The organism is Pseudomonas sp. Irchel s3b6, from assembly GCF_900187415.1.
Lineage (GTDB): Bacteria > Pseudomonadota > Gammaproteobacteria > Pseudomonadales > Pseudomonadaceae > Aquipseudomonas.
The window spans coordinates 73,855-93,292 of the sequence record NZ_FYDM01000009.1; the positions used below are offsets into that span (position 1 = coordinate 73,855).

Here is a 19,438-nt window from a genome sequence, read left to right on the forward strand (position 1 = left end):
TTTCGTTGCCGCTGCCCAGCCATGAACAAACATAGCATGCGGAATTTTCACCTATAGAATTATTGGCTATTGCCACTTTTTATCTATCGCGATTGCTTTTTGATAAAGGCCGGGTGTGTTGATTAGTGTTTACTTATCACATGTTTGCCAGTGTTAATGGGGCTCGCTGTGCGGGAGAGTTTAGTTTTTGGCGCAAAGTGATAAGCGCCGTACTCTCTATTTATAACTATTGGTAACTGTGCCTATCGCTGCAACAAAAAAACGCCCAATGCAGGGCATGGGCGTTTCTGGTTTCAAGTTTTTCAGGGCAGGATCATGTGTCCTGTAAAACAGCTTTTACCGCAGCCACCGAACGCTCGACATCGTCGTTGCTCATGGTGGAAAACATCGGCAGTGAAACGATCAGCCGACCGACGCGCTCGGCCACCGGAAACATGCCTTCCTTGAAACCGCGTTCGCGGTACAGGCTCAGCAGGTGGATCGGCGGGTAGTGGTAACCGATGCCAATGCCCAGTGCCTGCATCTGCTCCATGAACGTGGCGCGGGCCGGTTTGCCATCCTTGCGTTCCGGTAGCACCAGCTGGAACAGATGCCAGTTGCTTTGGGTGAAGTCAGCAGGTGGTAGCTGCGCGCCGTACCGGGCCTCGAAATCGCTGCCAAAGCAGTCAAAGTAGTACCTGGCCAGCTCACGACGGTGGGTAGTGATGGTGTCAATGTGGGCGAACTGGCCCAGTCCGATGGCTGCCGCGACATCGGTCATGTTGAACTTGCCGCCCAGTACATCCACGTCCAGTCCATCGAAGCCGTTGCGGGTCACGCCTTGCAGGCGATACTTCTCCGCCAGTCGCACTTCATCCGCGTTGTTCAGCACCAGGCAACCGCCCTCCGAGCAGGTGACGTTCTTGTTGGCCTGGAAGCTGAACGACACAAAGTCGCCCGTGGCGCCAATGCGCTGGCCGTTCCAGCTTGAGCCCAATGCCTGGGCGGCATCTTCGACGACGCGCAGACCATGTTTCCTGGCGATCCCGTACAAACGCTCCATGTCCAGCGGCAACCCGGCCAGGTAAACCGGAATGATGGCCCGGGTGCGCGGGGTAATGGCCGCTTCGAGCCTGTCCAGATCAATATTGCGGGTGATTGGGTCGATGTCGGCAAACACCGGGGTGGCGCCTACTTCGAGGATGACATTGGCGGTGGCTACCCAGGATATGGGCGTGGTGATCACTTCGTCACCGGCACCGATCCCGGCGATGCGCAGGGCGATCTCCATGGTGCAGGTGCCCGAGTTGAACGTGCGCACCGGGCGCCCGCCAAAAAACTCCGACAATTGGGCTTCGAAGGCCTGAACCCTGGGACCGCTGGTAATCCAGCCAGAGCGCAGTACATCACCGACGGCGCTGATGGTGGCTTCATCGATGACAGGTTTGGAAAAGGGCAGAAAAGGCAGTTGGCTCATGAAGATCTGTGGATCCGAGTGACGAACGGTAGTGAAACGCGTGGCCCATGATGAGCCGCGAGCGGTAAAGACGCCATGCCCCGCGCGCAGGGAGAGCTATGCTGCTTTGATCGTATCGCATCGACGCAGAGCGCCAATCAAGAGAGAGCCCGTCATGTCCCAGTTGCCCACTTTGAGCCAGTTACGCGACCCCAATGTCTTTCTGCGACGCCACCTTGGGCCGGACACCGCCGAACAGCAGGCGATGCTCGACAGCCTGGGGCTTGGTAGCCGGATCGAGCTGATCGAGCAGACCGTACCGCCGGGTATTCTCCTGAATCGCGAACTGGAGTTGCCGCCAGCGCTGGATGAAGAGGCCGCGCTGGCAAAACTGCGCGGCTATGCCGATCAGAACCAGGTCTGGACCAGCCTGATCGGCATGGGCTACCACGGCACCCTGACGCCCGCGGTAATCTTGCGCAACGTGCTGGAAAATCCGGGCTGGTACACCGCCTACACCCCGTACCAACCGGAGATCGCCCAAGGGCGACTCGAAGCCCTGCTCAATTTCCAGCAGTTGACTATCGACCTGACGGGGCTGGAGCTGGCCAACGCATCGTTGCTCGATGAAGCCACGGCGGCGGCCGAGGCCATGGCACTGGCCAAGCGCGTGGCCAAGTCGAAAAGCAATCTGTTCTTCGTCGACGAACACTGCCATCCGCAGACCATCTCCGTGGTGCGGACCCGAGCTGAAGGCTTTGGCTTCGAACTGATCGTCGACTCGGTGGATAACCTCAAGCAGCACCAGGTATTCGGTGCGCTGCTGCAGTACCCCGATACCCACGGCGAGATCCGTGACCTGCGCCCCTTGATCGATCACCTGCACGCTCAGCAGGCATTGGCCTGCGTGGCGGCTGACTTGTTGAGCCTGCTGTTGCTGACGCCGCCGGGTGAAATGGGCGCGGACGTGGTGTTCGGCTCGTCCCAGCGGTTTGGCGTGCCAATGGGCTATGGCGGTCCGCACGCGGCGTTCTTTGCCAGCCGTGATGAGTACAAGCGGGCGATCCCCGGGCGGATTATCGGCGTCTCGAAAGACGCCCGTGGCAACGTTGCGCTACGCATGGCCCTGCAAACTCGTGAACAACACATTCGCCGCGAGAAAGCCAACTCGAACATCTGCACCGCACAGGTGCTGTTGGCCAATATCGCCAGTTTCTACGCGGTCTACCATGGCCCGCAGGGGCTCAAGCGCATCGCGCAGCGGGTCCATCGGCTCACCTGCATCCTCGCTGCGGGACTTGAGCGCAAAGGTGTAAGCCGGCTCAACCCGCAGTTCTTCGACACCCTGACCCTGGAGGTCGGTGGCAGCCAGACCGCAATCATCGAAAGCGCCAAGGCCGCGCAGATCAACCTGCGCATTCTCGGGCGCGGGCAGATCGGCTTGAGCCTCGACGAGCAGTGTGATGAAAACACCGTGGCGAAGTTGTTCGATGTGTTCCTCGGGGCTGATCATGGGCTGGAGGTGGCCGAGCTGGATAGCGAGCCGCTGCCGTCCGGGATTCCCCAGGGGTTGATGCGCACGACGCCGTATTTGCGTCATCCGGTGTTCAACGCCCATCACAGCGAAACCGAGATGCTGCGTTACCTCAAACAGCTGGAGAACAAGGATCTGGCGCTCAACCAGTCGATGATCCCGCTGGGCTCCTGCACCATGAAACTCAACGCCACCAGCGAAATGATCCCCATCACCTGGCCCGAATTCGCCAACCTGCATCCCTTTGCACCCAAGGAGCAGGCGTTGGGCTACGGGTTGCTGATCGAGGAGTTGGAGCGTTGGTTGTGTGCGATCACCGGTTTCGACGCGATCTGCATGCAGCCCAACTCTGGCGCCCAGGGTGAATACGCCGGGTTGCTGGCGATCCGCAAGTACCATGAAAGTCGTCAACAAGGTTCGCGGGATATCTGTCTGATCCCGGCTTCAGCCCACGGCACCAACCCGGCGTCGGCGCAGATGGCCGGCATGCAGGTGGTGATTGTCGATTGCGACGAGGCGGGCAACGTCGACCTCGAGGACTTGAAAGCCAAGGCGATGGAGGCCGGCGACAAGCTTGCCTGCCTGATGGCCACGTACCCCTCGACCCATGGCGTATACGAAGAAGGCATCAGCGAAATCTGCGAAGTGATCCACAGCCATGGCGGCCAGGTGTACATGGATGGCGCCAATCTCAATGCCCAGGTGGGGCTGGCGCGTCCGGCGGACATCGGCGCCGACGTTTCCCACATGAATCTGCACAAGACCTTCTGCATTCCTCACGGGGGCGGGGGGCCGGGCATGGGACCGATCGGTGTCCGCGCGCACCTGGCGCCCTTCGTGGCCAATCACCCGGTGGTGCCGATCGAAGGGCCGGATCCGCAAAATAGTGCGGTAAGTGCCGCGCCCTGGGGCAGTGCGAGCATTCTGCCGATCAGCTGGATGTACATCGCAATGATGGGCCCGCAACTGGCCGATGCCAGCGAAGTGGCGATTCTTTCGGCCAACTACCTGGCAGAACACTTGTCCGGGGCGTTCCCGGTACTCTTCAGCGGACGTAACGGGCGGGTAGCCCATGAATGCATCCTCGACCTGCGACCGCTCAAGACGCTGACCGGGATCAGTGAAGAAGACGTGGCCAAGCGCTTGATGGATTACGGCTTCCACGCGCCGACCATGTCCTTTCCGGTGCCGGGCACCTTGATGGTCGAACCCACCGAGAGCGAATCCAAGGCGGAACTGGATCGCTTTATCGGTGCGATGCTGAGCATTCGGGCGGAAATCTCCGAGGTGCAGAACGGCAACTGGTCCGCCGAAGACAACCCGCTCAAACGTGCGCCCCATACCCTGGCGGACCTCATCGGTGTCTGGGATCGGCCCTACAGTATCGAACAGGCAGTGACCCCGGATGCGCACACCAGGGCCCACAAGTATTGGCCGACGGTGAACCGGGTGGACAACGTCTACGGCGATCGCAATCTGTTCTGTGCCTGTGTGCCGGTGGATGAGTACCGCTGAATGGCACGGGGTGCCGAACACGTACCCTGTGGCGAGCGAGCAAGCGCCCTCGCCATGGTCTGAAGTCGATTTCAGCGGATGAAAAAATGCCGCTCATGTGAGCGGCATTCTGTATTGCATCAATGAATCACTGCTGTGCGACGGCGCTCTTCGCCAGGATCGCGTTGGCCAACTCCATGTCGGTGGCCTTCAGGCCCGGGTTGTCGGCGCGCACTTTCTGCATCGCGGACTCCAGGAACGGCCCGCGAATGTTGCCGTCACTGGCGACAAAGCTACCGGCATCGTCCTGGGCGGCGACGATCATCTTGTGATCCTTGAAGGTCAGGTAGGTGGACGCAGTGGTCGCACCGGAGGAAATGACTTCCTGCCAGAAGCTATCAGCCATTGCAGACCCTGCAGACAGGGATAGCAAGGCGAGGGTGGCAGTGGCCAGTTTGAAACGCATGGGGTGACTCCAGTTTGGGTTAACTGGCGGCTTTGATTGCAGTTACCCCAAACGAGTTCCGTGCCTTCAATCGGCGTGTTCAACCTTGAGCATCACCCCCTCCAGACCCACCACCCGAACCCTTGTGCCTGCGGGTGAATCAGGCCCCTTGGCCATCCAGACACCATCCGCCACCTTGATCTTGCCGCGGCCGTCGACGATCGCCTCATGCACCACAAAGACGTTGCCGACCAACTCCTGGCCGCGCAGGTTGAGGTGGGGTTGATCGCTGACCCGAACCACACTGTGCTGGCGGCGCCACCAGTACAGGGCGGTCAGGATCGACAGCATGCCGAACAGCAGGAACTGCAATTCCCAGGACAGCTGGGGCATGACAAAGGTCAACACACCCACTGCCGCTGCGGCGAGCCCGATCCACAGCAGGTAACCGCCGGCACCGAACACTTCCAGGATCAGCAGGAGCGTGCCCAGCGCCAGCCAGTCCCAATACGACAGGTGTTGTAGAAATGCCCACATAACGCGTGCCTCAGGCTTTTTTGCTGTCGAACGTGGCTTTGACGATCTCGCCGATACCACCTACCGCGCCAATCACCTGGCTGGCTTCGAGTGGCATCAGGATCACTTTGCTGTTGTTGGCCGAGGCCAGTTGGCCCAGGGCATCGATGTACTTCTGTGCGACGAAGTAGTTCACCGCCTGCACGTTGCCGGTGGCAATCGCTTCGGACACCACCCGGGTCGCCTTGGCTTCCGCTTCGGCCTGACGCTCACGGGCCTCGGACTCCAGGAACGCCGCCTGACGGCTGCCTTCGGCTTCGAGGATCTGCGCCTGCTTCTTGCCCTCGGCGGTCAGGATGGCCGAGGCTCGCAGGCCTTCGGCTTCGAGGATTTGCGCGCGCTTGATCCGCTCGGCTTTCATCTGCCCGGACATTGCCGCCATCAGGTCGGCGGGCGGGCTGATGTCCTTGATCTCGATCCGGGTAATCTTGATACCCCACGGTGCGGTGGCTTCGTCGACCGTGCGCAGCAGTCGTTCGTTGATGGCGTCACGCTGACTGAGCATCGCATCCAGCTCCATCGAGCCGAGCACGGTACGGATGTTGGTTTGCAGCAGGTTGCGTACCGCGTGTTCGAGGTTGTTCACCTCATAGGCGGCCTGCGCGGTATTGACCACCTGGAAGAAGCACACGGCATCGATCTGCACCGTGGCGTTGTCGGCGGTGATGACTTCCTGCGGCGGGATGTCCAGCACGCTCTCCATCATGTTGATCTTGCGCCCGATGCGGTCCATCACCGGGATGATGACGTTCAGGCCGGGGTTGAGGGTGGTGGTATAGCGGCCGAATCGTTCGACCGTCCATTGAAAGCCCTGGGGCACGACCTTGAAGCCCATGAGCAGGATGGCGACCACCAGGGCGAGGAACAGCAAAAGTACACTACCGATCTGCATGAAAAGTCCTTGTTCAAGTCAATGAAGGGGTAGGCCTGAGTGTAGCGGCGTGATGGCCAGTTGGGACCTATTACTTCTGTTCACTTTGTTGCGTTACCCGCAGCACTTCTTCAACCGTCGTCAGCCCCGCCGCCACTTTCTGCGCACCGGACAGCCGCAGGCTGCGCATGCCGTCCTGATACGCCTGGCGACGGATGGCCAGCAGGTCGGTGTCCGGGGTGACCAGGGCTTTGAGGGCGTCGGTCAGTGGCATGATTTCGTAGACCCCGGCGCGGCCGCGATAGCCGGTGTCGCGGCATTCCAGGCAGCCGACGGCGCGCTGGGCGTTGCTGGGCAAGGGCGCTTGCCAGGGGCGCGTCAGGGTGTGCCAGTCGTCTTCGGTGAGGCTCAAGGGGGCTTTGCAGTGCGGGCATAAGGTTCGTACCAGGCGCTGGGCCATGACCCCGAGCACGGTGGCCTTGATCAGGTAGTGCGGTATGCCCAGCTCCAGCAGGCGACTGATGGCGCCCGGGGCGTCATTGGTGTGCAGGGTCGAGAGCACCAGGTGACCGGTGAGTGCCGCCTGTATGGCCATTTCAGCGGTTTCCAGGTCACGGATCTCGCCAATCATGATGATGTCCGGATCCTGCCGCATCAGGGCGCGCACGCCGCTGGCAAAGGTCAGGTCAATGTTGTGCTGGACCTGCATCTGATTGAACGCAGGTTCCACCATCTCGATCGGGTCCTCGATGGTGCACAGGTTGACCTCTGGCGTCGCGAGTTTCTTCAGGGTGGTGTAGAGCGTGGTGGTCTTGCCTGAGCCGGTGGGGCCGGTGACCAGAATGATGCCGTTGGGCTGGCGAGTCATGTCCTGCCAGCGGCGCAGGTCGTCGACGGAAAACCCCAGTTGGTCGAAATCCTTGAGCAGCACCTGTGGGTCGAAGATCCGCATGACCAGCTTTTCCCCGAAGGCGGTGGGCAGTGTCGACAGCCGCAGTTCCACTTCACCGCCGTCCGGGGTCCTGGTCTTGACCCGGCCGTCCTGGGGTTTGCGTTTCTCGGCGACATTCATTCGCCCCAGGCTTTTCAGGCGGCTGACCATGGCCACGGTGACCTGTGGCGGGAACTGATAGACGTTATGCAGTACGCCGTCGATGCGAAAGCGCACGGTGCCTTGCTCGCGCCGGGGTTCGATGTGGATATCGCTGGCGCGCTGGCCGAACGCATATTGGAACAGCCAGTCGACGATGTTGACGATGTGCGCATCGTTGGCGTCCGGCTCCTGGTCGCTGGCGCCGAGCTTGAGCAGCTGTTCGAAGTTGCCCAGGCTGTTGGCCTGCTGGTCGGCGTGGCTGGCGCCACTGACCGATTTGGCCAGGCGATAAAATTCCACGCAATAGCGCTGGATGTCGGTCGGGCTCGCCACCACGCGTTTGATCGGGCGCTGCAGCACGTGGACCAGGTCGGCTTCCCAACCACGTACGTAAGGCTGCGCGCTGGCGACCACCACGGCGTCGCGGTCGATGGCGACGGCCAGAATCTTGTGGCGTTGGGCAAAGGCGTAGGACATGAGCGGGGTGATGTGCGCGACGTTGATTTTCAGCGGGTCGATGCGCAGGTACGGCTGGCCGGCCTGCTGCGACAGCCACAGGGTCAGGCTTTCCAGATCCAGGCGCTTGCCGGGGCGGTGCAGGTCGTCGAAGTGTTGGCTGGCGAGAAATTCCAGCGGGTGCAGCTGGCTGTTGGCGGCGTTGCGTCGAGTGGCGAGCGCCTGTTCGGCGGTGTCCTGGCTGATGAAACCCTGGGCGACCAGGTCGCGCAGCAGGTCATTGAGATCCAGCCAGCGATCCTGAGTGGCGAGTTGAACGGACATCCGGACTCCTTAGAGAAACGATCCTGCACCTGTGGTGTAGAGGGGTGCGTCTCTGACCACGGATTGCCAAGAATAGTCCCCGTCGGTACCGACCGTTCGGCCGCTGCCCAAACAAGCATTGCGGGATTTTACCGGCGTGTTTCAGCCCGCCGCCTGCACGGGCTGCGCCCAGTGTGTGTCGGCCGCTTGCAGGTCTACCGAGCACACACTGATCAGGTTACGCAGTTTTTCCGCGATCACCTGGGCGCGGTGCCAGCTCAAGCCATCCATGACGATATCGAGTGCCAGCAGGTCGTCCCGGCGCTCTACGTTGACCGCTTGTGGCACCAGGAACTGCAGCGCAAACAGGTTCAATGCCCGGCACAGCAGGTCCGGTTCGGCTTCGGCGAGCAATTGGTAGTGCACGCGGCAGTGGGCGTTGTTGACGTTCCAGACGTCGGCACGGGGGGAGCAAGGGCTGACGGCTTCGAGCGGGGGCATGGTTTTTCTCCAGATCAATGGAGAAATTTTTACATTCGGTGCTGGGTATTTCTTATCTATGATGGGCGTTATTGCTGATTTATAGAATTGTTCGATTCGCCTGTCACTGATCTTGAGGGTTTTTTATGCATAGCGAGCTGGATACGTACGACCGCAAGATTCTGGCACTGCTGCAAGAGGACGCTTCGCTGTCCAGCGCGCAGATTGCCGAGCAGGTCGGGCTATCGCAATCGCCGTGCTGGCGGCGCATCCAGCGGATGAAGGACGAGGGTGTGATTCGCGGGCAGGTGACCTTGCTCGACCGCAAGAAAATCGGCCTCAACACGCAGATCTTCGCCGAGGTCAAACTCAACGCCCACGGGCGTTCGAACTTCACCGAATTCACCGATGCGATACGCGGTTTTCCGGAAGTGCTGGAGTGTTATGTGCTGATGGGGGCGGTGGATTTTCTGCTGCGGATCGTGACGGCGGACATCGAGGCCTATGAGCGCTTCTTCTTCGAGAAGCTGTCGATGGTGCCGGGGATTCAGGAGGTCAACTCGATCGTGGCCTTGTCCGAAATCAAGTCCACGACGAGTCTGCCGGTGATGCGTTGATTGCTTTTGTGGCGAGGGAGCTGGCTCCCTCGCCACAGGTGGTGCTGATTGATTACAGACGCAACAAGGTCTTCCACGCGCGGTTCTGGTACACCGCGATCGCCTGCTGCTTGCGGGCATCGAGGACCTCGTCGGTGATCGACTCGTTGGCCAGGTGAGCCAGCTTGTTCAATTCACCGTACAGGCGGTCCATTTCCGGGATGTCCAGCACGCCACGGGCGTGGTGCAGCCAGGCCTGGATGCGCTCGATGCGTGGCAGTTGCTCGGCCAGGTCTTCTGGCTGTTGCTGGTAGCGTTGCAGTTGCAGCGAGGTGGCTTCTTCGCCCAGCAGGCGTGGCAGCCAGTTGCCCAGTTGCGCGGCGCCCTGGCGATTGCCACGGGTGTTGCGGTCGGCCGTCCAGGTGCGGGCCAGCAACCAGCGCGAGGCGTTCAGCGAGAACTGGCCCCAGCGTGGGTCTTCGAGCTCTTCGAGGAATTGTTCCGGCGCGGCCTTGCGCACGTCTTCATCGTCCATACCGGCTTGAACCAGCGGACGCCAGTCTTCGAGCAGGGCATCCAGTGCGACGCGCAAGTCGTGGGTCGACTGGCGCGGTGCCGCCTGGCCGAGGCTGGCGATCAACGCGCGCAGTTCGGCGAGGTGCTCCACCCAGTCCAGCAGCAGGCGCCAGTGGCCATTGAAGCGATATTGCTCGGCCAGGCGCTGGCTGCTGCCCAGCAAGTGCCAGCTCAGGGCGGCGAAGGCGTCGTCCAGTGGCATCTCGAAACTCAGTTCCGGCGCCGGCAAGCTCAGCGAGTAGCTGTTGGCATCAAACAGGCGATAACCGCGTTCGGCCTTGCTGATGTCACACGGCATCAGCGCCAGGGTCGCGGCCAGTTCGGCGGCCAGTTCCAGCAACGCCGCCGGCTCGCCTTCGCGCAGTTCCAGTTCCAGCTCGCAGATTTCTTCCTTCTGCTTGCCCGCCACCACGTGGCCCAGGTCCAGAGCGGCTTCGATCACGACTTTGGCCTTGCCACGGCCCCATGCAATTTCAGCGTATTCGCGCACGAAATCGGTGGTGAAGATCGGCTTGAGGGTCTTTTTGTCCAGTTCGGCCAGTTCTTCAGGCCAGCATTCGCCGTCAAGTTTCTTCACGTCGAGCTTGGCTTTGGGCAGGTTCCAGTTGTGCTCGTTCCGCTCGGACAGGCCGGCGACACTCTGGCCGCGGGTCTTGAGGGTCTGAATCACGTCTTCGCCGTCACGGCGCAGGCGCAGGGCAACCTTGGCCAGGGCCAGGTCACGCTCTGGCGTGTCGAAGTACTGGTTCATCAACTCACGGCGTTCCCAGCCACTTTTGTTGCGTTTCTTCAGTAATGGATGCTCGCGCAGGGCAGCGAGGGTTTCGCGGCTGACGCGGAGTTTGATTTCGGTTTCTTTCTGCATGGCCGGAAAATCCAGGATCGGGAGCGCAGCCGGGGGAATGTGTGGCTGCCAAGGCCGTGCAGTGTACAGCACTCACCCGGCCTACGCGCCGCGACGGTTTATTCCTGTCACCGGATGGTTCTATGATGGACTTCACTTCGGGAGTTGGAGTCAGCGATGCCTTTGCCGTCCATGAAAGACCAGTTCGCTGCACTGATCGCCACGCCGTCCGTCAGTTGCACCCAAGCCCATCTGGACCAATCCAACCGTCCGGTCATCGATCTGCTGGCCACTTGGCTCGGTGACCTGGGTTTTGCCTGTGAGATCCAGCAGGTCAGCCCCGGCAAATTCAACTTGCTCGCCAGCTTCGGCTCCGGCCCGGGCGGCCTGGTGCTGGCCGGGCACAGCGACACCGTGCCATTCGATGGCGCCCTGTGGCAGACCGACCCGCTGAAACTGACCGAAGTCGACGGGCGCTGGGTCGGCCTGGGCAGCTGCGACATGAAGGGCTTTTTCGCCCTCGCCATCGAAGCCGTGCTGCCCTTGCTGGATAAACCGTTCAAACAACCGCTGATGATTCTCGCCACCTGTGACGAGGAAAGCTCGATGTCCGGTGCCCGGGCCCTGGCGGCGGCCGGCAGGCCGTTGGGCAGGGCGGCGGTGATCGGCGAGCCGACGGGGCTCAAGCCGATCCGCCTGCACAAGGGCGTGATGATGGAGCGTATCGACATCCTTGGCCAAAGCGGCCATTCCTCTGATCCCCGACTGGGCCACAGCGCACTGGAGGCCATGCATGATGCGATGGGTGAATTGCGTGGACTGCGGTTGCTCTGGCAACGCGAGTTCAATAACCCGCAATTCGGCGTGCCACAACCGACGCTGAACTTCGGCTGTATCCACGGCGGCGACAACCCGAACCGGATCTGCGGTCAGTGCTCGCTGGAGTTCGACCTGCGGCCGTTGCCGGGCATGGACCCGCAGGCGTTGCGTGCGGCGATCCGGCAGAAGCTTGAGCCGATTGCCGAGCGCCACCAGGTGAAGATCGACTATGCGCCGCTGTTCCCTGAAGTGCCGCCATTCGAGCAGCCCGAAGACAGCGAATTGGTGCGGGTGGCCGAACGATTGACCGGCCACAGTGCCGAAGCAGTGGCGTTCGGCACCGAAGCGCCTTATCTTCAGCGCCTTGGCTGCGAAACCGTGGTGCTGGGCCCGGGCGATATCGCCTGCGCTCACCAGCCGGGAGAATTCCTTGAAATGTCACGTTTGCAGCCTACCGTGCATCTATTACGTCAACTGATCGAACATTACTGCCTGGTCCCGGCTTAAATCCCGGGGCAATCCACCCGTATTCATGAGGAGAGCGCGCGTGTCGCCAAGCCTGTTCCGACGATAACCATCAGCCCGCTGTGCGTCTTGCTTCGTCTTTTTTTCGGCTGCTATTTATTACAGGTGCAGGTGTTATGCCCGATTACGTCAACTGGCTTCGTCACGCGTCCCCTTACATCAACGCTCACCGCGATTGCACGTTCGTCGTCATGCTGCCCGGCGACGGCGTCGAACACCCGAACTTTGGCAACATCGTCCACGACCTGGTGCTGCTGCACAGCCTGGGGGTGCGGCTGGTGCTGGTCCACGGTTCGCGCCCGCAAATCGAAACCCGTCTCGCCGCGCGCGGCCTGACCCCGCACTATCACCACGGGATGCGCATCACCGATGCCGCCACCCTGGAGTGCGTGATCGATGCGGTGGGTCAACTGCGGATTGCCATCGAAGCCCGCCTGTCGATGGACATGGCGTCCTCACCGATGCAGGGTTCGCGCCTGCGGGTGGCCAGCGGCAATCTGGTCACGGCACGGCCGATTGGCGTGCTGGAAGGCGTCGACTATCACCACACCGGCGAAGTGCGCCGGGTCGACCGCAAGGGCATCAACCGCCTGCTGGACGAGCGCTCCATCGTACTGCTGTCGCCGTTGGGTTACTCGCCCACCGGGGAAATCTTCAACCTGGCCTGCGAAGACGTCGCCACCCGCGCCGCCATCGACCTAGGGGCGGATAAGTTGCTGTTGTTTGGCGCCGAGATGGGCCTGATCGACGAAAATGGACGTCTGGTCCGCGAACTGCGTCCGCAACAGGTGCCGGCCCACTTGCAGCGCCTGGGTGCCAATTATCAGGCCGAACTGCTGGATGCCGCCGCCGAAGCCTGCCGGGGCGGTGTTGGCCGTAGCCACATTGTCAGTTATGCCGAAGACGGCGCGTTGCTGACCGAACTGTTCACCCGTGACGGCGGCGGTACGCTGGTGGCCCAGGAGCAATTCGAACTGCTGCGCGAGGCGGCCATCGAAGACGTTGGCGGTTTGCTGGATCTGATCAGTCCTCTGGAAGAACAGGGGATTCTGGTGCGCCGTTCACGCGAAGTGCTGGAGCGCGAAATCGAGCAGTTCAGCGTGGTCGAGCGTGAAGGGATGATCATTGCCTGTGCGGCGCTGTACCAGATCGCCGACTCGGACGCCGGTGAACTGGCCTGCCTGGCCGTGAACCCGGAATACCGTCATGGTCGTCGCGGCGATGAACTGTTGGAACGGATCGAAAGCCGGGCTCGCGCCCAGGGGCTTAAAACCCTGTTTGTCCTCACCACGCGCACCGCGCACTGGTTCCGCGAGCGCGGCTTTGTGCCGAGCAGCGTAGAGCGCCTGCCATCGGCGCGGGCCTCGCTGTACAACTACCAGCGCAATTCGAAGATCTTCGAAAAAGCCCTCTGAACGGATCGCTGCAGCCTTCGCCTTTGCCTCAAAGGTGAGGGCTGGCGGCGTTCGTTCGTCTGGATGTCAGAAAAGTCCGAATCGATACACAAACTGTAACAATTGCCCCGGAAGATGCGCGCTCGGCAAACGGGCGTCGCTTTTTTGATCGGCCTTGACGAATATCAATGACAGATTTCATCAAACGATCTAAAAAAACATAAATAAATACCATTTAGGAATTAGTTGGATTGCCGATACCCTGCATCCGGTTTGCTTGAGATGGATTTGTATATTTCCGAATCGCATGAAAAACTAAGAAATAATTCTTTTTAGGTTTATGGAAAACTCATTAACCTGAACGGACCCAATGAGTGCGGTTAGACTATGGTCGTAGACACACCTTGTTACGATTGACTTGGCAGTCACGGTCTGGCGCTAATCGCGCAGCTGTGGATCCGGGGCGTTAGACCCTGGACCAAAGAAACACAAAAATTAGAAACGAGAGGAGTGAAACATGAACAAGTCCACCTTGGCCCTGGCAGTGGCCGTAGGGGTTGTCGCGCAGCAGGCAGGCGCCGCTGGTTTTATCGAAGACAGCAAGGCCACCCTGGGTCTGCGCAACTTCTACATCAACACCGATAACCGCGATAACAACACCAAGGCTGCCGGCGCACAGAACAAGCAGGAAGAATGGGGCCAAGGCTTCGATCTGCGCTTCACCTCGGGTTACACCCAAGGCACCGTTGGTTTTGGTCTTGATGCCATTGGCCTGCTGGGCGTGAAACTGGATTCCGGTGGTGGCACCAACGGCGCGACCGCTACCTCGTACGGCGGTACTGTGTTCCCGAGCAAGTCCAACGGTGAAGCCGTTGATAACTTCTCGAGCCTGGGCCTGACGGCCAAAGCCAAGATTTCCCAGACCGAACTTAAGCTCGGCACCCTGCAGCCAAAACTGCCGGTGATCGTGACCAACGACGGTCGCCTGCTGCCGCAAACCTTCCAGGGCGGCCAGATCGCCACCAACGACATCAAGGACCTGACCCTGATCGGTGGCCAGATCGAGCACGCCAAAGGCCGTAACTCCAGCAACAACGAAGAGTTGTCCATCGCGGGCGCCAACAGCCCTACCGCTTCGGGTCGCGACAGCAACAAGTTCATCTACGGCGGCGGTGACTACAAGATCACCAAGGACCTGACTGCGCAGTACTACTACGGCAATCTGGAAGACTTCTACAAGCAGCACTTCCTGGGCCTGGTACACAACTGGTCAATCGGTCCGGGCGTGTTGAAGACGGACTTGCGTTACTTCAACAGTGGCGATGACGGTGCCAACGGCCACGATCCGGCCTACTACACCACCGGTGACTACGGCACGGGTATCACCAAGGGCAAGGTTGACAACAACCTGTTCAGCGGCCTGTTCCTGTACAGCGTTTCCGGCCACACCTTCGGTGGCGGTTACCAGGTCAGCAACGGCGACAGCGATTTCCCTTGGCTGAACCAGGGTGATGGCTCGTCGGCTTACCTGACCACTGACTCGCAAATCTCCAAGTTCGCCCGTGCCGGAGAGCGTACCTGGCAAGCTCGCTACACCTATGACTTCGCCAAACTGGGTGCACCAGGCCTGACCGCCGGTGTGGTCTACCTGCGTGGTGACAATATCGACACCTCGGGTAAGGTGGGTACCACCACGCCACAGACCAAAGTCAACGCCACTGGCGCGAGCGAGTGGGAACGTGACCTGACTGTGGCGTACGTGATTCCTCAAGGCCCGTTGAAGAACCTGGGCCTGACCTGGAAGAACGCGATGTGGCGCAACGACATCCCGGGTCAGCGCGACCAGGATGAAAACCGCCTGATCGTCAGCTACTCGATTCCGCTGTTGTAACAGCGCGCTTCGCCAGCTGTAAAAAAGCCCCGCCAGGCGTGAGCCTGGCGGGGCTTTTGTGTTTCAGAAAGGTCTACCCCCGTAGACCCTCCCTTACTTCCCTCTCTACAGCAACTCAGGCCTTCTCGAACCTGGGGCGCAGCGTGGCCGTTGTGCGCGGGTGCGTCCAATGAAGAGATTTTTAATATCTCCTAATGATCTAAATAAATCATTATTTATTCTTTTTAATGTAGAGGAGCGACGGGCACAGTAGGCTCATCACGCACTGACCAGGAGCAGCACCATGAGCCTCAGACTGGGCGACATCGCCCCCGATTTCGAACAGGATTCCAGCGCCGGTACCATTCGTTTCCACGAGTGGCTAGGCGACAGCTGGGGCGTGCTGTTTTCCCATCCGGCGGACTTCACCCCGGTGTGCACCACGGAGCTGGGGTTTACCGCCAGGCTCAAGGAAGACTTCGCCCAGCGTGGGGTCAAGGCGATTGCGTTGTCGGTCGACCCGGTGGACTCGCACCACCGATGGATTGAAGACATCAACGAAACCCAGGACACCCAGGTCAATTTCCCGATCCTGGCCGATGCCGACCGCAAGGTGTCTGACCTCTACGACCTGATCCATCCGAATGCCAACGACACCCTGACCGTGCGTTCGCTGTTCGTCATCGATCCGAGCAAAAAGGTCCGGCTGACCATCACCTATCCGGCCAGTACTGGACGCAACTTCCACGAGATCCTGCGGGTGATCGACTCTCTGCAACTCACCGACCACTACAAGGTGGCCACACCGGCGAACTGGCAGGACGGTGACGAGGTGGTGATCGTGCCGTCGCTCAAGGATGAAGACGAAATCAAGAGACGCTTCCCCAAAGGCTACCGCGCCGTGAAGCCATACCTGCGCCTGACGCCACAGCCCAACCGGTAGTTCATTTGCGGGATGCGGTCTTGATCGCATGACTTGTTCTCACCACACAGGACAGCACCGTACACCGTGGCGAGCGCTCTGCATGTGCGTACGCACACATGGTTCGGGCTTACCCGCGATGGCGACGTTCAAGGCACCACAGGATTCAGAGCAAACCCGATTCACAAAGCAGGGGTTTTCAGGCCGTTTCGACGGCCTTTTTTTTGGTCTGCGGAAAGTCTGTCACAATATTCTTTTATGGAATAAACAAATGAATAAATATGATTTATCGATATATAAATCAGCTGTTAAGGTCACCTCAATCAAAGCGAGATCGCAAGCCGCGAATCGTCCATAACACGCAAGGAATCAACCCGATGCTGGTCGTCTCACTCGGAGGAAGTCCCAGCCAACGCTCCCGTTCCGGGGTGCTGCTGGATCGCTCCCAACGCTGGTTGCAACAACAAGGAGTGGAAGTGGTGAGTTATCAGGTACGGGACTTCCCGGCCGAAGACTTGCTGCACGCCCGCTTCGATAGCCCGAAGGTGATCGACCTGCTGCAACAGATTGAAAACGCCGATGGCCTGTTGATTGCCACGCCGGTCTACAAGGCGTCTTTCTCCGGCGCGCTGAAAACCCTGCTGGACCTGTTGCCCGAGCGTGCCCTGAGCCACAAGGTCGTATTGCCGATGGCTACCGGTGGCAGCATTGCCCACATGCTGGCGGTGGATTACGCGCTCAAGCCAGTGCTGTCGGCGCTCAAGGCGCAGGAGATGCTCCACGGCATCTTCGCCGAAGACAGTCAGATCGCATACGGCCAGGGCAACGCCCAGGCGCAGCTGACACCGGCACTGGAGCAGCGTCTGCATGAAGCGCTGGAGCAGTTTTTCAGCGCCATGGCTCGCCGACCGAAGCCGCTGGATCCGAGCCTGCTCAATGATCGTCTGTTAAGTGCTCGCTGGAGCATCTAAGCCTTACCCGAAAGTAGAAGTACTGGCCTTACTCGCCCGCTAACGGGCAAGCAGGTGCAGCCATAACCCCCACTGCAAAAAGGAGAGCGCCATGCGCCCTGTCATTTTGCGTCGCGGTCTGGTCGCTCTGTTTGCTGCGGCTGTGTCCTTCGGCGCCATTACTCAAGCCCAGGCCGAGACCTTACGAATCGGCTATCAGAAGTACGGCACCCTGGTGCTGCTCAAAGCCCGCGGCACTCTGGAAAAAAGCCTCGCCGCCCAAGGCGTCGACGTGCAATGGACGGAGTTTCCCGGTGGCCCGCAGTTGCTTGAGGGCTTGAACGTCGGCTCCATCGATTTCGGCGTGACCGGCGAAACGCCACCGGTGTTCGCCCAGGCCGCCGGCGCGGATCTGCTCTACGTCGCCTACGAACCGCCCGCGCCCCACAGTGAAGCGATCCTGGTGCCCAAGGACTCTCCGATCACGTCGGTGCAGGATCTCAAGGGCAAGAAAGTCGTGCTCAACAAAGGCTCCAACGTGCACTACCTGCTGGTGCGCGCCCTGGAAGACGCCGGCCTCAAGTACACCGACATCCAGACCGTCTTCCTGCCACCGGCCGATGCCCGCGCCGCTTTCGAGCGCGGCAGCGTCGATGCCTGGGTGATCTGGGACCCGTACCAGGCGGCTGCCGAACAGCAACTGCAAGCACGCACCCTGCGCGATGGCCAAGGCATCGTCGACAACCACCAGTTCTATCTGGCGACCAGGTCCTACGCCGAGCAGCACCCGGTCGTGATCAAGACCCTGGTGGAGCAGGTTCGTGCCGTCGGTGAGTGGTCCAAGGCCAACCCTGAGGACGTGACCAGGCAGGTTTCGCCACTGATCGGCTTGCCGGCGGACATCACCCTGACTTCCATGAAGCGCCAGGGCTTTGGCGCGCACTTCCTTACCCCGGACGTCGTCGCGGCGCAGCAGAAGATCGCCGACAGCTTCTACCAGCTCAAGTTGATCCCCAAGCCCTTGAGCATCAAAGACGTGATCTGGACACCACCGGCGACTGTTGCCAACGCGCAGTAATTCCAATTCCCAAGGAGACCACTCCATGAGCCTCAATATTTTCTGGTTCCTGCCCACCCATGGCGACGGCCATTACCTTGGCACCGCCGAAGGCGCTCGCGCCGTCGATCACGGGTACCTGCAGCAAGTCGCCCAGGCGGCGGATCGCCTGGGCTTTGGCGGGGTGCTGATTCCCACCGGGCGTTCCTGCGAAGACTCCTGGCTGGTGGCAGCCTCGCTGATCCCCGTCACCCAGCGCCTGAAGTTTCTGGTCGCACTGCGCCCCGGGATCATTTCCCCGACGGTGGCGGCGCGTCAGGCCGCGACCCTGGATCGGTTGTCCGGTGGCCGGGCGCTGTTCAACCTGGTGACGGGGGGCGACCCGGAAGAGTTGGCCGGTGATGGCTTGTTCCTCAGTCACGAGGAACGTTATCAGGCGTCGGTGGAATTCACCCGGATCTGGCGTCGAGTGCTGGAGGGCGAGACGGTGGACTATGACGGTCAGCACATCAGCGTGAAGGGCGCGAAACTGCTCTATCCGCCGATCCAGCAGCCACGTCCGCCGCTGTATTTCGGTGGCTCCTCAGAGGCGGCCCAGGATCTGGCCGCCGAACAGGTCGAGATGGTCCTGACCTGGGGCGAGCCGCCGGCTGCGGTGGCCGAGAAAATCCAGCAGGTCCGGGACAAGGCCGCGAAGCTGGGGCGCACCGTGCGCTTTGGGATTCGCCTGCACGTGATTGTGCGTGAAACCACTGCCGAAGCCTGGCAAGCGGCGGATCGCCTGATCTCCCACCTGGACGACGACACCATTGCCCGGGCTCAAGCTTCATTGGCACGCTTTGATTCGGTGGGCCAGCAGCGCATGGCGGCCTTGCATGGCGGCAGTCGCGACAACCTGGAAGTCAGCCCGAACCTGTGGGCCGGCGTGGGCCTGGTGCGTGGGGGGGCGGGGACGGCGCTGGTCGGCGACGGTCCGACCGTGGCGGCACGGGTCAAGGAGTATGCGGCGCTGGGCATCGATACCTTCATTTTCTCCGGTTACCCCCATCTGGAAGAGTCGTACCGGGTGGCTGAATTGTTGTTCCCGCACCTGGACGTTGAGCGCCCGGAGCTGCCAAAAAGCGGTGGCTACGTCAGCCCGTTTGGTGAAATGGTGGCTAACGACATTCTTCCCAAAGCCGTGTCCCAGAGCTGAGGC

General features: G+C 60.7%; 16 protein-coding genes. 9 read left to right on the forward strand and 7 right to left on the reverse strand.

The window, feature by feature from the left end; genetic code table 11:
- Positions 1–313: 313 nt before the first annotated feature.
- A complete protein-coding gene (locus tag CKW07_RS16310) occupies positions 314–1,456 on the reverse strand; it encodes a DegT/DnrJ/EryC1/StrS aminotransferase family protein (protein ID WP_095145921.1) in 1,143 nt (380 codons plus the stop codon).
- 154 nt (positions 1,457–1,610) lie between these two features.
- On the opposite strand from CKW07_RS16310, the gene gcvP reads away from it, so the two are divergent.
- Positions 1,611–4,484 (forward strand): aminomethyl-transferring glycine dehydrogenase, encoded by a 2,874-nt coding sequence (gcvP, locus tag CKW07_RS16315; protein ID WP_095145923.1) that lies wholly within the window; start codon positions 1,611–1,613, stop codon positions 4,482–4,484.
- Positions 4,485–4,611: 127 nt separating this feature from the next.
- Here gcvP and CKW07_RS16320 read toward each other — a convergent pair whose 3' ends face one another.
- The 5 genes from CKW07_RS16320 to CKW07_RS16340 form a co-directional block, all read right to left on the reverse strand.
- On the reverse strand, positions 4,612–4,929 hold the full coding sequence (locus CKW07_RS16320) for a DUF2388 domain-containing protein (protein WP_095145925.1): 318 nt from the start codon (positions 4,927–4,929) through the stop codon (positions 4,612–4,614).
- Between the two features lie 66 nt (positions 4,930–4,995).
- Complete coding sequence (locus CKW07_RS16325) at positions 4,996–5,445, reverse strand: NfeD family protein (RefSeq protein WP_095145927.1); 450 nt, start codon at positions 5,443–5,445, stop codon at positions 4,996–4,998.
- Positions 5,446–5,455: 10 nt separating this feature from the next.
- Positions 5,456–6,376 carry an SPFH domain-containing protein gene (locus tag CKW07_RS16330; protein WP_095145929.1) on the reverse strand — a complete coding sequence of 307 codons (921 nt, stop codon included), beginning with the start codon at positions 6,374–6,376 and terminating at the stop codon, positions 5,456–5,458.
- A gap of 70 nt (positions 6,377–6,446) precedes the next feature.
- Positions 6,447–8,228, reverse strand: a complete 1,782-nt coding sequence (locus CKW07_RS16335; protein WP_095145931.1) for a GspE/PulE family protein — start codon at positions 8,226–8,228, stop codon at positions 6,447–6,449.
- Positions 8,229–8,369: 141 nt separating this feature from the next.
- The gene (locus tag CKW07_RS16340; protein ID WP_095081840.1) at positions 8,370–8,708 is read right to left on the reverse strand and encodes a hypothetical protein; all 339 of its coding nucleotides are present in this window, start codon (positions 8,706–8,708) and stop codon (positions 8,370–8,372) included.
- 125 nt (positions 8,709–8,833) lie between these two features.
- Between CKW07_RS16340 and CKW07_RS16345 the strand changes: the two genes are divergently transcribed.
- On the forward strand, positions 8,834–9,304 hold the full coding sequence (locus tag CKW07_RS16345; RefSeq protein ID WP_095145933.1) for an Lrp/AsnC family transcriptional regulator: 471 nt from the start codon (positions 8,834–8,836) through the stop codon (positions 9,302–9,304).
- A 52-nt stretch (positions 9,305–9,356) separates the two neighbouring features.
- Here CKW07_RS16345 and CKW07_RS16350 read toward each other — a convergent pair whose 3' ends face one another.
- On the reverse strand, positions 9,357–10,724 hold the full coding sequence (locus tag CKW07_RS16350) for an inorganic triphosphatase (RefSeq protein WP_095145935.1): 1,368 nt from the start codon (positions 10,722–10,724) through the stop codon (positions 9,357–9,359).
- 156 nt (positions 10,725–10,880) lie between these two features.
- On the opposite strand from CKW07_RS16350, the gene argE reads away from it, so the two are divergent.
- The 7 genes from argE to ssuD all read left to right on the forward strand — a co-directional run bounded on the left by argE (position 10,881) and on the right by ssuD (position 19,435).
- Positions 10,881–12,029, forward strand: coding sequence for an acetylornithine deacetylase (gene argE, locus CKW07_RS16355; protein ID WP_095145937.1), 1,149 nt, complete (start codon positions 10,881–10,883; stop codon positions 12,027–12,029).
- Positions 12,030–12,163: 134 nt separating this feature from the next.
- Positions 12,164–13,462 (forward strand): amino-acid N-acetyltransferase, encoded by a 1,299-nt coding sequence (gene argA, locus CKW07_RS16360; RefSeq protein ID WP_095145939.1) that lies wholly within the window; start codon positions 12,164–12,166, stop codon positions 13,460–13,462.
- Positions 13,463–13,958: 496 nt separating this feature from the next.
- Complete coding sequence (locus CKW07_RS16365; RefSeq protein ID WP_095145941.1) at positions 13,959–15,332, forward strand: OprD family porin; 1,374 nt, start codon at positions 13,959–13,961, stop codon at positions 15,330–15,332.
- A 283-nt stretch (positions 15,333–15,615) separates the two neighbouring features.
- Positions 15,616–16,254: a peroxiredoxin gene (locus tag CKW07_RS16370; protein WP_095145943.1), complete on the forward strand. Its 639-nt coding sequence runs from the start codon at positions 15,616–15,618 to the stop codon at positions 16,252–16,254.
- A 356-nt stretch (positions 16,255–16,610) separates the two neighbouring features.
- Positions 16,611–17,204, forward strand: coding sequence for an NADPH-dependent FMN reductase (gene ssuE / locus CKW07_RS16375; protein WP_095145945.1), 594 nt, complete (start codon positions 16,611–16,613; stop codon positions 17,202–17,204).
- Between the two features lie 91 nt (positions 17,205–17,295).
- On the forward strand, positions 17,296–18,261 hold the full coding sequence (locus CKW07_RS16380) for a sulfonate ABC transporter substrate-binding protein (RefSeq protein ID WP_095145947.1): 966 nt from the start codon (positions 17,296–17,298) through the stop codon (positions 18,259–18,261).
- Between the two features lie 25 nt (positions 18,262–18,286).
- Positions 18,287–19,435 (forward strand): FMNH2-dependent alkanesulfonate monooxygenase, encoded by a 1,149-nt coding sequence (gene ssuD, locus CKW07_RS16385; RefSeq protein ID WP_095145948.1) that lies wholly within the window; start codon positions 18,287–18,289, stop codon positions 19,433–19,435.
- The last annotated feature ends 3 nt before the right edge of the window (positions 19,436–19,438 follow it).